Source organism: Sphingosinicella sp. SM1-17 (assembly GCF_056821765.1).
The window spans coordinates 3248314-3261427 of sequence record NZ_JBPDIO010000001.1; the positions used below are offsets into that span (position 1 = coordinate 3248314).

At 64.6% G+C, this 13114-nt stretch carries 15 protein-coding genes; 7 read left to right on the top strand and 8 right to left on the bottom strand.

Annotation, left to right across the window (positions count from 1 at the left end):
• Positions 1-64: 64 nt before the first annotated feature.
• Both ACRYLT_RS16325 and ACRYLT_RS16330 read left to right on the top strand, forming a co-directional pair.
• Positions 65-706 (top strand): glutathione S-transferase family protein, encoded by a 642-nt coding sequence (locus ACRYLT_RS16325; protein WP_482665134.1) that lies wholly within the window; start codon positions 65-67, stop codon positions 704-706.
• Positions 703-1644, top strand: coding sequence for a dienelactone hydrolase family protein (locus ACRYLT_RS16330; protein ID WP_482665135.1), 942 nt, complete (start codon positions 703-705; stop codon positions 1642-1644). The genes ACRYLT_RS16325 and ACRYLT_RS16330 overlap by 4 nt, the downstream gene beginning before the upstream one ends.
• A 53-nt stretch (positions 1645-1697) precedes the next feature.
• Here ACRYLT_RS16330 and ACRYLT_RS16335 read toward each other — a convergent pair whose 3' ends face one another.
• On the bottom strand, positions 1698-2441 hold the full coding sequence (locus ACRYLT_RS16335; RefSeq protein ID WP_482665136.1) for a Bax inhibitor-1/YccA family protein: 744 nt from the start codon (positions 2439-2441) through the stop codon (positions 1698-1700).
• Positions 2442-2642: 201 nt separating this feature from the next.
• Between ACRYLT_RS16335 and thpR the strand changes: the two genes are divergently transcribed.
• The gene (thpR, locus tag ACRYLT_RS16340) at positions 2643-3176 is read left to right on the top strand and encodes an RNA 2',3'-cyclic phosphodiesterase (protein ID WP_482665137.1); all 534 of its coding nucleotides are present in this window, start codon (positions 2643-2645) and stop codon (positions 3174-3176) included.
• Between the two features lie 36 nt (positions 3177-3212).
• Here the strand turns inward: thpR and ACRYLT_RS16345 are convergent, their stop codons facing one another.
• From ACRYLT_RS16345 to ACRYLT_RS16355, 3 genes are all read right to left on the bottom strand, one after another.
• Entirely contained in the window at positions 3213-3959 is a 747-nt protein-coding gene (locus tag ACRYLT_RS16345) for a class I SAM-dependent methyltransferase (RefSeq protein WP_482665138.1), read from the bottom strand.
• A 66-nt stretch (positions 3960-4025) separates the two neighbouring features.
• Positions 4026-4613, bottom strand: a complete 588-nt coding sequence (locus ACRYLT_RS16350) for a urate hydroxylase PuuD (RefSeq protein ID WP_482665139.1) — start codon at positions 4611-4613, stop codon at positions 4026-4028.
• Positions 4614-4732: 119 nt separating this feature from the next.
• Positions 4733-5428 carry a TIGR02117 family protein gene (locus ACRYLT_RS16355; protein WP_482665140.1) on the bottom strand — a complete coding sequence of 232 codons (696 nt, stop codon included), beginning with the start codon at positions 5426-5428 and terminating at the stop codon, positions 4733-4735.
• A 41-nt stretch (positions 5429-5469) separates the two neighbouring features.
• On the opposite strand from ACRYLT_RS16355, the gene ACRYLT_RS16360 reads away from it, so the two are divergent.
• Positions 5470-6651, top strand: coding sequence for a glycerate kinase type-2 family protein (locus ACRYLT_RS16360; RefSeq protein WP_482665141.1), 1182 nt, complete (start codon positions 5470-5472; stop codon positions 6649-6651).
• Positions 6652-6660: 9 nt separating this feature from the next.
• The gene (locus ACRYLT_RS16365) at positions 6661-7536 is read left to right on the top strand and encodes an S-methyl-5'-thioadenosine phosphorylase (RefSeq protein ID WP_482665142.1); all 876 of its coding nucleotides are present in this window, start codon (positions 6661-6663) and stop codon (positions 7534-7536) included.
• Here the strand turns inward: ACRYLT_RS16365 and ACRYLT_RS16370 are convergent.
• Genes ACRYLT_RS16370 through msrB form a run of 4 tightly spaced genes read right to left on the bottom strand, consistent with a single transcriptional unit; the run spans position 7527 to position 10280 of the window.
• Positions 7527-8183, bottom strand: a complete 657-nt coding sequence (locus ACRYLT_RS16370; RefSeq protein WP_482665143.1) for a TIGR04283 family arsenosugar biosynthesis glycosyltransferase — start codon at positions 8181-8183, stop codon at positions 7527-7529. The two genes, ACRYLT_RS16365 and ACRYLT_RS16370, sit on opposite strands and share 10 nt — an antisense overlap.
• A 12-nt stretch (positions 8184-8195) precedes the next feature.
• The gene (locus tag ACRYLT_RS16375) at positions 8196-9161 is read right to left on the bottom strand and encodes a radical SAM protein (RefSeq protein ID WP_482665144.1); all 966 of its coding nucleotides are present in this window, start codon (positions 9159-9161) and stop codon (positions 8196-8198) included.
• Positions 9143-9775: a peptide-methionine (S)-S-oxide reductase MsrA gene (gene msrA, locus ACRYLT_RS16380; RefSeq protein WP_482665145.1), complete on the bottom strand. Its 633-nt coding sequence runs from the start codon at positions 9773-9775 to the stop codon at positions 9143-9145. Before msrA ends, ACRYLT_RS16375 begins: the two co-directional genes overlap by 19 nt.
• A gap of 7 nt (positions 9776-9782) precedes the next feature.
• Complete coding sequence (gene msrB / locus ACRYLT_RS16385) at positions 9783-10280, bottom strand: peptide-methionine (R)-S-oxide reductase MsrB (RefSeq protein WP_482665146.1); 498 nt, start codon at positions 10278-10280, stop codon at positions 9783-9785.
• Between the two features lie 111 nt (positions 10281-10391).
• Between msrB and ACRYLT_RS16390 the strand changes: the two genes are divergently transcribed.
• Together ACRYLT_RS16390 and ACRYLT_RS16395 are read left to right on the top strand one after the other, a co-directional pair.
• Positions 10392-12530 carry an FAD-dependent oxidoreductase gene (locus ACRYLT_RS16390; protein ID WP_482665147.1) on the top strand — a complete coding sequence of 713 codons (2139 nt, stop codon included), beginning with the start codon at positions 10392-10394 and terminating at the stop codon, positions 12528-12530.
• On the top strand, positions 12527-13114 hold the full coding sequence (locus tag ACRYLT_RS16395; RefSeq protein ID WP_482665148.1) for a TIGR04282 family arsenosugar biosynthesis glycosyltransferase: 588 nt from the start codon (positions 12527-12529) through the stop codon (positions 13112-13114). The genes ACRYLT_RS16390 and ACRYLT_RS16395 overlap by 4 nt, the downstream gene beginning before the upstream one ends.

Here is a 13114-nt window from a genome sequence, read left to right on the forward strand (position 1 = left end):
GCCTTCTCTTTTCCCCGTCATGAAGGATGGCTAGGTTGCGCGCTGAATGCGAGGAGGCACGCCGATGACCGAGACCCTCACCTTCTACACCAATCCGATGTCACGCGGACGGATCGTCCGCTGGATGCTCGAAGAGGTCGACGAGCCGTACGAAACGGTGCTTCTCGATTACGGTACGACGATGAAATCGCCGGATTATCTCGCCATCAACCCGATGGGGAAAGTTCCCGCGATCAGATATGGCGAGACGGTGGTCACGGAAGGCGCCGCGATCTGCGCCTTCCTTGCCGACATGTTCCCTGACCGGGGACTGGCGCCGTCACCCGGAAACCCGATGCGCGGCACCTATTATCGCTGGCTGTTCTTCACGGCGGGGCCCGTCGAAGCGGCCGTGACGGGAAAGGCGCTGGGACTGCTCGCGCCACCGGACAAGAAGGCCATGGCCGGTTACGGCAGCTTCGAGGAGGCGATCGACTGTCTTGAATCCGCGATACGCAACGGACCCTACATCTGTGGCGAACAGTTCACCGCGGCCGACGTCTATGTCGGCTCGCAGATCGGCTGGGGAATGATGTTCGGGGTGATCGACAAGCGTCCTGCCTTCGAGGACTATTTCGGCCGCTTGCAGTCCCGCCCGGCAGCCATCCGAGCACGCGAGCTGGACGAGGCCGCGATGCCCAAGGAAAAGGACGCACAGAGCGCATGAACGATCGCCGCCGCGCCGCAATCGCGCTCTACGACCGGTTCACGCATGCAGAGAGGCAGGTCGATCGCTCACCAGGAGCAATCTCGGACTGTCGGGAGCGGTCCGACCCGCCTCTGGACCGCCGCCTGTTCATGGCCGAACTCACGCGGATCGCGGGAGGTGCGGCCGCCGCTTCCGTCCTCCTGTCCAGCATCGCCGCCGATGCCCAGGCGGTGCCGCGGATCGCCGCCGACGATCGACGACTGACCGCCCGAACCCTGGAGTGGGAGCCTCGTCCCGGCCGGCGCTACAAGGGCTATTCCGTCGCGCCGGTGGGCCGAACGGGCCTGCCGCTCATTCTCGTCATCCACGAGAATCGCGGACTGAACGAGCATATCCGCGACGTTGCGCGGCGGCTCGCACTGGCCGGCTATTCGGCTCTTGCCATCGACTTCCTGAGCACGGCCGGAGGCACACCCGCGGACGAGGATCGTGCCCGAACCCTGATCGGCCAGCTCGACATGGCGGAGATCGTCGCCGACGGCGACGCGACGATCCGCTCGAGCGCTGCGGGCGACGACGGTTCGCGCAAGGTCGGAATCCTCGGCTTCTGCTGGGGCGGCGCGATGGTCAACCGCCTCGCCGTGGCGGCTGGCGATGCGCTCGCCGCGGGTGTGTCCTTCTACGGACCGGCACCGTCGCCGGCGGAGGCGCCGAGGGTGCAGGCACCGCTGCTTATCCACCTGGCGGAACGGGACGAGCGGGTGAACGCAACCGCCCTCCCGTGGATTGCCGCGCTTCGCAACGCGGGCAAGGACGTGCGCGCGATCAACTATCACGGCGTCGAACACGCCTTTCACAACGACACCTCGGCCGCCCGCTACAACGAAGAGGCCGCCCGCCGGGCGTGGGCGACGACTCTGGGATTCTTCGACCGTCATCTTCGCGGCCGCGCATAAGAAAGGGGCCCGGCGTTGCCGCCGGGCCCCTGATCGCGCCTCTCGGCTGCCGCTTATTCCCGATTGCCGAGGAAGCGGAGCAGGAAGAGGAACAGGTTGATGAAGTCGAGATAGAGCGTCAGCGCGCCCATGATCTTTGCCTTGCCGTGGAAGTCCGTACCGGCAACGGAGAAGTACATGCTCTTGATCTTCTGGGTGTCGTAGGCCGTCAGTCCGGCGAAAATCAGAACGCCGATGGCGCTGATCGCCAGATCGAACACGCTGTTCTGCCAGAACAGGTTGATCAGCATCGCGACGATCAGGCCGAACAGCCCCATGATCAGGAACGTGCCCATTCCGGAAAGGTCGCGCTTCGTCGTGTAGCCCCACAGGCTCAGGCTGGCGAAGCCGGCCGCGGTCGCGAAGAAGGCGGTAGCGATCGAACCCGGCGTGTAGACGAGGAAGATCGTCGACAGCGAGGCGCCCATGAGCGCGGCATAGGTCCAGAAAAGAGCCTGAGCAGCGCCGGTTGAGATCCGGTTGATTCCGAAGCTCATGATCATCACCAGCGCGAGCGGCGCGAGGATGATCACCCAGGCGAGCAGACCGCCATTGGCGAAGATCTGGAAGGCGATCGAATTCTCGCCGCCCTGGGCGAACAGGAGGGCGACGATGCCCGTCAGAAGCACGCCCGAGGTCATATAGTTGTAGACCGACAGCATGTGCGACCTGAGGCCGGCGTCGAACGCGACCTCCGCACGGCCGGCCGTGCTAGCCGGCGCAGCGCCGCCGATCCGCGGGTCAGACCAGTTGGCCATTTGTCAAAACTCCCTCTCTCGGCGGAGACGTCCGCCATGCTCTCCGAATATCGGAGGAAAGCGGGTCCATTTCAAGCAAAACCGGACCGGGGTCGTTCCGGAAAGCGACGCAAAACCGGGCTTCTTTGCTGCCACTCCTGCTGCTGGCGTAGTGGGATCGACCTCGTGATCACGGGATCGGCCTCTGCTAGTGTCAAGTCCATGCACCGCCTCTTCGTGGCCATTCGACCGCCGCGCCCGATTCGCGACCTGCTTCTGAACGCGATGGGCGGAATCAGTGGCGCTCGTTGGCAGACCGATGAACAGATCCATCTCACGCTTCGCTTCATTGGCGAAGTTGACCGGCATCAGGCGGGCGACATCCTCGCCGCGCTTGGGGCGATTCACCACCCCGCCTTCGAAATCGCGATCAGCGGACTCGGGCTCTTCGACCGGCGCGGTCAGCCGGAGGTCGTCTGGGCGGGAGTGACGCCGCACGAGCCGCTCAGAAGCCTGCACAAGAAGATCGACCAGGCCGTGGCCAGAGTGGGACTTCCACCGGAGCAGCGTGCCTATATGCCGCACATCACCCTGGCACGGCTGAAACGTTCCTCGGGTACTGTCGGCAACCTGATTGAGCAATCGGGCGGACTGTCGAGCCCGCCGTTCCGAGTGGAGGCTTTCGGTCTGTACGAAAGCCAGCTGACTCCGGACGGGGCTGTCTACTCTCCCGTCGAGCGTTATCCGCTTGGGTGAGTAGCTCGATCCGCAACTCGCGGCTCGCCCGATCAACTAGCGGCTGCAGACGAGCCTTCGCAGAGGCCAGGTCAGGGCTATGCCTGACGGATGGTCGCGAACACCCAGGATTCTCTCAGCGGCCTCGGCCACCTGATCCGCGCTGGCGTCGACGGCGCCGAACAGGAGACGAAGGAACTCCGCCATGACCGACCTGCTGGCGAAGATCCAGGGAAGATCGAGAACGCGATCCTCCTCGATGGTGAAGCCCGCACCGGTAAGGAATCGCGCTGTGTTTCCGTCGAGGAATCTCCCGTCATGACCCATCGGATTATGAGCCGCGACAAAGCCATTGAGGAATTCGTCGGCCGCGCTGCCTGCCTGGACATCGGCGATCACGGCCGTTCCACCGGACCGGAGGACTCGCCGGAACTCGCGGAAGATCACTGGCAGGTCAGGTTCGTGATGAAGCCCCGCGAGGCTGACCAGGCAATCCACGCTTTCCGTTTCGAGTTTAAGGGCGTGCAACCGGCAGTTCAGCGCCGTGACCTCCGGCCGGTCGGGGATTCGAGCGAGGAACGCCCGGCTAGGCTCGACGGCGAAATAGTCGACATCCAGCGGTTCGACATAGCGCCAGAGATAGCCTGCCCCCGCAGGGGCGTCGCACAGCCGCACTCTGCCTGACCTCGGCAGCGGCGCCACCATCATTTCGAACTCAGCCCGGCGCGCTTCCGGCGCCAAAGTCATGGCCGCGTCGTAGAGATTGGCCCGTTCTTCGAAGATCTTCGAATAGGTATCGAACACGGGCAATCTCGATTCTCGCACACAGGACGGGCCCGGGCCGAACATTGGCCGCCCAGGCCTCCCCGATCAGCCGCCGATATGCGTCTGGGCAACCATGCAGTAGAGCATCGGGACCGACAGGATCAGGTTGGTTCGCGAGGCCATCATCGCCGTGGTCGCCGAACGGGCCTTCGACGCGTCATCGGCCTCGACAATTCCGAGTGCCCTCTTCTGGTTGGGCCAGATGATGAACCACACATTGGCCGCCATGATCAGGCCCAGCCACATGCCGATGCCGATCGTCCTGAAGCCTTCCTGAAGGCCAAGCGCATCGGCCGCATAGCCGGGCACCTGAAGCTCGCCGACCAGGAAGCCGAGGACGACGGTGGCGAGCGCGGCCCAGCGAAACCAGAACAGGGCGGCCGGCGCGATATATCTGGTCACCCCAGGTTTCAGCTCCGCCGGCACTTTCGGCATGGTCGGGATTTGAACGAAGTTGAAATAGTAAAGCAGCCCGATCCAGAGGATCCCGGCGAGGACATGGAGGAAGCGAAGCCACTGCGCCCAATAGCCCTCCATTCCGATTGCCTCGCCGTGCAGCCCGAACATGGCGACGATCAGAAGAAAGATCCCGATGACGAGGGCGAGGTGGAAGTTTCCGAGTATCTTCGCCATTTTCCGCTCCCCTGTGCAGAAGTTGTTGCGCTTCGGTAACTAGGCGCTGCGCGCGCCGGCCGCAACGGCCGTGGCTTAGGTGCTTCCTGTCGCCGGGGCGCTCCTCGTCTGACGAGGAATCAGTCCAGCCGCCACATGATGCTCTGCGAGAGAGGCGTCCAAACGCCCGTTCGAACGCCGGCGGCGCGGAGCGCCCGGCCGGTCCACTCGTTGCAAGTCAGGACGAAGCTGTATCCGCCTCTGGCTTCGTAGAACATGTCCCAGTCGCTGTAGCCCCGACCGACCAGCGGAATCGTCGAGCCACGCGAATCGCGCTCGAATCGGGCGCCGACATAAGTGACGAGCCGCCGATACTGGTCGGGGCTGATCGTGATCGGCCGCTGCCACTCGTCAGGCCGAGGTTCGTGGTCGTGCTCGACGTGGAGCAGGGTGCGTCCTCCGCCGAAGGCAGCGTGGAAGGCCCGGCTGACGGTAAGGTCTCCCCATGTCGGTGTGTTCAGGTAGAATTCGCGGTTGCCATAGCCGACCGCGACATGGTCGGCATTGCCCCAGCGCGGGTCGCGGACATGTTCGCCGGGGACAAAGGGGCGCCAGTCCATGATCGCATTCACCTTGGGCATGACGATCCAAGTGTGGACGCCGTTGGTTCGAACGAAGATCGTCACTCCACGCTGAGCCTCGCGCCAGGAGACGTTCGCCGGCACCAGGCCGAGGATGAGGGCAGCAAGGAAATAGGTGAGCGGCAAGGAGATCACGACCAGAATGACCCGGAGCAGGATCAGCCAAAGTTTCCGCCTCGTCGCCCTGGTCAGCACTCCCCTTTGCTAGTCCGCAGAAGATCGAACAGGAAGAGTCGATGAGGCAGGATCTGGAACGCATCTTCTGGGCGGGAGTGCAAGCCTGCCGTCCTGAACATCTTCTGCCGGCTTATCTGCCTCAGAAAACTGGACGGATGATCATCCTCGCAGTCGGCAAGGCGGCCGGGGCCATGGCCGCCGCCGTGGAAGATCATTTCGACGGTGATCTCCTGGGGCTGGCCGTCATCCCGCAGGGCGTATCGGCGCGCCTGCGTCGGCTTCGGCGGTTCGAATCGAGGCATCCGCTGCCCGACGAGTCGAGCGTCGAAGCCGCCCGGCAACTGATCGCGCTGGCCAGGTCGTCGCAGCCGGACGATTTCGTTCTCGCGCTACTGAGCGGCGGCGCATCGGCGCTCGCCTGCCTGCCCGGTAAAGGCCTGCAACTCTCTGACAAGCAGCGACTATCCGCCGCCCTTCTTCGCTCCGGCGCCGCAATTGGCGAGATCAACTGCGTTCGTCGGCATCTGTCGCAGATCAAAGGGGGGCGACTCGGCCAGGCCGTGGCGGGGCGGCTGCTGACGCTCGCGATCAGCGACGTGCCTGGAGATAGGCCCGAGGACATCGGCTCCGGACCGACTGTTGGAGATCCGACCACCGTTGCGGATGCCAAGGCGGTGCTTGATCGATACGCTATTCCCGCCCCGATGATGGGCTGGTCGGAGACTCCGGCGCGCCTCGAATCGGACTTCCGGATCGTGGCACGATCGGCGGATGCGATCGCCGCTGCGGCCCGGCAAGCGGAACAGATCGGCTATCGTCCGGTCGTGCTCGGCGAATGTACCGGCGACGCTTCAAGTCTCGGCCGCCAGCATGCTCGGCTGGCGCTGGACGCCCCGCCTGGATCGGCGCTCATTTCCGGGGGTGAGCTTGTCTGCCGCGTAACCGGGCCGGGAAGTGGAGGACGCAATCACGAATATGCGCTTGCCGCGTCGACGAGCCTCGCCGGACGGGCCGACATCGTCGGACTTGCAGCCGATACGGACGGCCTGGACGGAACCAGTGGTGCAGCCGGTGCCTTCATCGATGGGGCGCTGTTCGATGGCACCCTTGCCGAGCGGGCAGCGGAAGCCCTCGCCGCGAACGACAGCGGGACCTTTCTCGAGTCGATCGGCCGGCAGTTCCATACCGGGCCGACTTCAACCAACGTCAACGACTTGCGGATCATTCTGATCGCTCACTAAGGGTGGCCCATGAGTGAATGGACGATCGGGATCCTCGGCGGCTCCGGGCTTTACGAAATCGATGCACTGGAGGACGCCCAGTGGATCGCGGTCGACACGCCCTGGGGGGCGCCTTCGGACGAACTCCTGATCGGCCGCCTCGAAGGTGTGAAATTCGTGTTCCTGCCAAGGCATGGACGCGGCCACCGGCTCCCGCCGAGTGCGGTCAATGCGCGAGCCAATGTGGATGCGCTGAAGCGGGCCGGCTGCACCGATCTCCTGGCAATATCGGCTGTCGGTTCACTGCGGGAGGCGCTCTCGCCCGGCCGGTTCGTCCTTGTCGACCAGTTTGTCGATCGTACCTTCGCCCGTGAAAAGAGCTTCTTCGGGCCCGGCTTCGTCGCTCATGTGTCGATGGCCGATCCGGTTTGTCCCAGGCTATCCGAGTTGGCCGCAACGGCAGCGGAAGCGGCAGGCGCACAGGTCAGTCGCGGCGCCACCTATCTGGCGATGGAGGGACCGCAATTCTCGACTCGGGCCGAAAGTCATCTTTACCGGCAGTGGGGATGCGACCTCGTCGGAATGACGGGAATGCCGGAGGCAAAGCTCGCTCGGGAGGCGGAGATGCCCTACGCACTGGTGGGGATGGTCACCGACTATGACTGCTGGCGCGAAAGCGAGGAGGCGGTCGAGGTTTCCGCGATCGTCGCGCAGCTTCGAGCCAATGCCGATACGGCGCGACGGCTGGTCGTGGAACTGGCACGCCGACTGCCGAAAGAGAGACCGCCCTCGCCGATCGATACCTGCCTCGATCATGCCGTCATAACCGCGCCACAGGCCCGTGATCCGGCGATGACCGCACGTCTGGACGCGATCTGTCGCCGGTTATCCAACCCTCAACCATAATATCTCGCGATCTTCTCGGGACTCATCCCGAAGCCATAGAGAGCGAGACAGCCGAGATTCCGCGCTGAACGGCGCCACCAGCCTTCGCGCCTCCAACGCTCAGCGCTGGTGAAGGCATCCGCGTCGAGAACCGCCAGCCGCCGCCGGCCGATCCGGCGGACGATGTCGACATCTTCCATCATCGGCACCGGCCGATAACCCCCGATCTGATCGTAGAGCGGCCTTGGGACGAGCAGACCCTGATCGCCATAAGGCAGCGCCAGAAGCCCCGTCCGGGCCGCCACGGTGCGCTCAAGCAGCCGGGCCTGCCAGGCCCGGTCGGCAAGCCGGAACCTGAAGCAGGCTGCCATTCCCGGCTGGCTTTGCACATGCGCCTCGACGGCTTCCCGCCAGCCATGTCCCGGAAGCGTGTCGGCGTGGAGGAAGAGCAGCCAGTCTCCCTTCGCCGCCTCTCCTCCGGAGCGAAGCTGGCTCCCCCGGCCTTTCGGCGCAAGGATCAGTCGGACGCCGGCCGCCTCGGCAATGCCGACGGTATCGTCGCTGGACCCGCCGTCGACCACCAGGATTTCGTCGGCCGACTTCATCCGCTCCAGGCAGTCGCGCAGATAGGCGCCGGCATTCAAGGTCGGAATGACGACGGACAGCATCGGTAACCCGGCTCAGCCGGAACAGCTCGCGCCGCCCAGGACGCAGAAGCGTGCGCAATGGGGGTGATTCAGCGGAACGGCCGATGTCGCAGAGCCAAGACTCTCGCCGAGCGCGAAAGCAGGATCGTAGGGCAGCAAGGTGCAGGCAACGACATGAGGGCGCGCGGCCCCCCTCGCCTTCACGACCATGCGGCTCGATGCGCACATCATCTGGCTAGGCGAAACGTCCAATATCCCCCAGCAGGATTCGGTGATCTCCGGCACATCGGCCGATGCATCCATTTCCGGGAACAGCACCAGGCCGCAATCGACTCGCACACCGAGCTCACCGAACAGGCGTTCGTAGCCCGCGCGCGCGTCCTCTTCGCCTTCGGCGCCAAGCCTTCGCCCCGCAACCGCCAGGTGAAAGCCCGTTTCGGACAGCCATTTCAGCCCATCCAGGGCCTTGAGCCAGGTGCCGATTCCGCGCTCCGCTTCGTGAACCGACGCCGTGTAGTGATCGAGGCTGACCCGGATCACGAGCCGGTCGCCGGCTTCGGCCGCCATGGCTGTCAACGCCGCCTCGAAACGCCGCATCGGCCGCATCGCGTTGGTGAGGACCAGAAGCCGGAACCCGCTGGCCAGGGCCGAACGCATCATGGCGATCATGTCCGGGTTCATGAACGGCTCGCCACCGGTGAAGCCAATTTCGCGAACGCCCATTGCCCGGGCTTCGGCGAAATAGGGCTCGGCATCTTCGAGGGTCAGATAAGCGAGCGAATCATTGGTGGGTGAGCTCTCGATATAGCAGGTCTTGCAGGCGAGATTGCACAAGGTCCCAGTGTTAAGCCACAAGGTGTCCAGCCGCTCGAGGGACACCCACGCCCTCCGCTCGCCTTTGGCGGTCTGGTTCGGATCGCGGAACTTGGCGGGATCCAGTGGAGGCGCCCCAGCCACTTGGAAGGGCGAAGGCGAAGAGTTCAGCGCGCGGCTTGCCATATCGACTGAATGCGCTGGTCGCGGCCGCAATTCCAGCGGTAGAAGCGATATCGTACCGGGTTCTTGCGATAATAATCCTGATGATAGTCTTCGGCGGCATAGAAGTTGCGCGCCGGCAGGATCAGGGTGGCAACGCTTCGCCCAAGCTGCCGCTCGACGCGGGCTTTGGCTGACTCGGCGATCCGCCGCTCCGCTTCGCTTCCGACAAAGATGGCCGACCGATATTGATAACCGCGGTCGCAGAACTGTCCGCCTGAGTCGAGGGGATCGACCGTTCGGAAGAATCGGTCGACGAGCGTGGCATAACTGACCTGGGCCGGATCGTACGCCACTCTGACCGCCTCGATATGGCCGGTTCCGCCACCCGAAACCTGTTCGTAGCTCGGATTGGCCAACCGGCCGCCCGAATAGCCGGAGGTCGTGGCGAGAACTCCGGCCATGTGATCGAAGTCAGACTCGGTGCACCAGAAGCAGCCGCCGGCGAAGATCGCCGTCGCCACCCGGTCCGCCTTGCCAGTCCCGGTGGAACTCTGCCCGGAGCGCGATGCCACCATTCCGGCCACGGCAGCGGCTCCGGTGACGATCAGCAACGCCAGGATCAGGAGTCTGCGCATGCGCGTTTCAGGCCCGGGCCGGTACGAACTTCAGGGCAATCCCGTTCATGCACCAGCGCTGCCCGGTCGGTGGCGGGCCATCGTCGAAAACGTGGCCGAGATGACTGCCACAGCGGCGACAATGCACTTCGGTGCGGCTTATGAAGAGCGTGTTGTCGGGACGCGTGCGAACTGCTCCCCGAATCGGTCGAGTGAAGCTCGGCCAGCCGGTGCCGCTCTCATATTTGTCCTGCGATCGAAAGACCGGGAGCCCGCAGCCGGCGCACTGATAGGTGCCCGGGCGATGCTCGGCATTGAGCGGACTGGAGCCGGAGCGCTCCGTTCCCTGTCGGCGAAGCACATGAAATTGCTCGGGGCTGAGCCGACGGCGCCATTGGTCAGGCGTGAGGCTGATCTCGAACGTCTCGGCTGAAGCTTCCGAGCCGCGTCCGGCGAGCAGGGCGGCGGCAGCGGCGATTCCGGTCACCCCGGCGCCGCCTAGCAATTCCCGCCTGCTGATCCTCATGGTCGTCCGTCTCCACGCCTCTGCCGCGCCCGCCACCTTGCCGCGGACATAGTGAATGGAGGATGAGTCGCGCTCTTGCCCCGACATCGCCTTTTCGCGCACGAGGGCGCGGTGAAGCGACTCCCTCTTGGCCGCGTCCTGCTGCTGCTGTTCGTCGCAGCGGCGCTCACGGCCATTTTCTGGAGCGGTGTGCCCGACCAGCTTGGCCTGGATTCGCTCAAGGCACAGCGGGAGATGCTGGTTCGCCAAGTCGATCGCGAACCCCTGCCGGTCGCGGCCATCTATTTCCTGGCCTATGTCACGATGACGGCCCTCTCCATCCCCGGAGCGGTGATCCTGACCCTAAGCGGCGGCGCAATCTTCGATCTATGGCTGGGGCTGCTGCTTGTCTCTTTCGCTTCGACGATGGGCGCGACCCTGGCCTTCCTCGGCTCCCGCTACCTGTTCCGTGACTGGGTGGAACGCCGCTTCGGTCAACGGCTGGCACCGATCAATCGCGGGCTGGAACGCGACGGAACCCTGTATCTCCTTTCGATGAGGCTCAACCCGGCGGTGCCCTTCTTCCTGGTCAATCTCGGAATGGGCCTCACTCGGATGTCGGTCTTCAGATTTGCCCTGGTCAGCCAGATCGGCATGCTTCCGGCGACGCTGGTCTACGTCAATGCGGGCACTCAGCTCGCTCGGATCCGCTCGCTCGGGGACATTGCCACTCCAGGCCTGATCGGTTCACTGGTGCTGCTGAGCTTGCTCCCCCTGTTCGGCAAATGGGCGGCGGACCGCCTGCGTCGCCGGCGCCAGTTCAAGGCTTGGCGTCGGCCCAAGCGGTTCGATCGCAACCTCGTCGTCATCGGCGCCGGCGCGGGCGGATTGGTGACGTCCTATATCGCCGCGACGCTTCGAGCGAAGGTGACCCTGATCGAGTCCGGAGCGATGGGCGGCGACTGCCTCAACACCGGCTGCGTCCCGTCGAAAGCGCTGATCCGAAGTGCCCGACTGGCGCACGAGATCCGCCATGCCGACAGGTTCGGGCTGGAACCGGCGCAGCCCGGTGTCGACTGGCTCGCAATCATGCGACGGATCGAGCGGATCATCGCGCACATCGCACCGGCCGACAGTGTCGAGCGCTACACCAGGCTTGGCGCTGACGTGCGTCAGGGCCGAGCGAAGATCCTCGACCCATGGACCGTCGAAGTGAATGGCGAACGGCTGAGCTCCCGGGCCATCGTCATCGCCACCGGTGCCGAACCGGCCATTCCCGCCATCCCGGGACTTGGCGATAGCGGATTTCTCACCAGCGACACGATGTGGGAAGAACTTGGGCGTCGGGACTCACCGCCGAAGCGACTGCTCATTCTCGGGGGCGGGCCCATTGGAGTGGAGATGGCGCAGGCCTTCGCTCGCCTCGGAAGCCACGTGACTCAGGTCGTTCGCGGTTCCAGGATCCTGACCCGGGAAGACGAGGATGTCGCCGACTACATCGCTTCGACGCTACGCAGCGAAGGCGTGGATCTTCGCACCAGCCACGAGCCAGTCAGGATCGAGCAGAAGAGCCTGATCGCGCGGGCCGGAGGCGCGGAGCTTGCCCTTCCCTTCGACGACATCCTGGTCGCCGTCGGGCGAAAGCCGCGACTTGCCGGCCTAGGTCTTGAAACGCTGGGGATCGACACGGAAGAAATGCTGGAGGTGAACGACTGCCTCCAAACTCTCTTCCCCAACATCTATGTCGTAGGCGACGCGGCCGGCGCGTACCAATTCACCCATGCCGCCTCGCACCAGGCGTGGCACGCGGCCGTGAACGCGCTGTTCGGCGGGTTCCGGCGCTTCCGCGTCGACTATCGCTTCATGCCCTGGGTGACTTTCACCGATCCGGAAATCGCCCATGTCGGCCATAATGAGCAAAGCGCGCAGGCGGCGAAGGTCCCCTATGAAGTGGTGCGGCACGAACTGAGCCACCTCGATCGGGCAGTGACTGAGAGCGCGAGCGGCGGGTTCGTGAAGCTGCTTGTCGAACCGGGGCGCGACCGCATCCTTGGAGCGAGCATCGTCGCCCACAATGCCGGCGAGATGATCGCCGAAATCGTCCTGGCAATGAAGCATGGCATCGGCCTGGACAGGCTGCTCGGTACGGTCCACGCTTATCCGACCATGGCCGAAGCGAACAAGTTCGCGGCGGGCGAGCGCAAGAAGGCGCACAAACCGGAGCGGCTGCTCGCCTGGGCCGAGCGCTATCACAGGTGGCGGCGACGATGAGGAACGCTCGAATCATCATCTTTGCCAAGGCGCCACTCCCTGGCCGAGTGAAGACCCGGCTCATCCCCGCTTTGGGTGAGGCAGGCGCGGCTCGCCTTGCCCACCAGATGCTCCTCGACACGGTCGCCGAGGCGCTTGCGGCCAATATGGCCATTCCCGAACTGTGTACCGAACCCCATCCGATGGAAGCGGAATGGACATCGTTCCTGCCGAATGCCCCCCTTCGCTTCACCGGCCAGGGCGAGGGCGATCTGGGGGAACGGCTCGCTCGCGCAGCGAAACGGACGATCCTTCTCGGTGAAAAGGCGCTGCTGATCGGTACCGATTGTCCGGAACTCGACCGAAACCGGCTCCGAGCGGCGGCGCTGGCGCTTCGGGATCATGATGCCTTCATTCACCCTACCGTAGATGGCGGCTACGCGCTTCTGGGCTTGAGCCGGTACGACCCGACCCTGTTCCAGGACATTCGCTGGAGCACGCCAACCGTGGCCGAAGCGACGATCGATCGCATCGCCTCGCTTGGCTGGTCGTTGAAGCTGGGGGAAACCTTGCGCGACATAGACGAGCCGTCAGACCTGACCTAG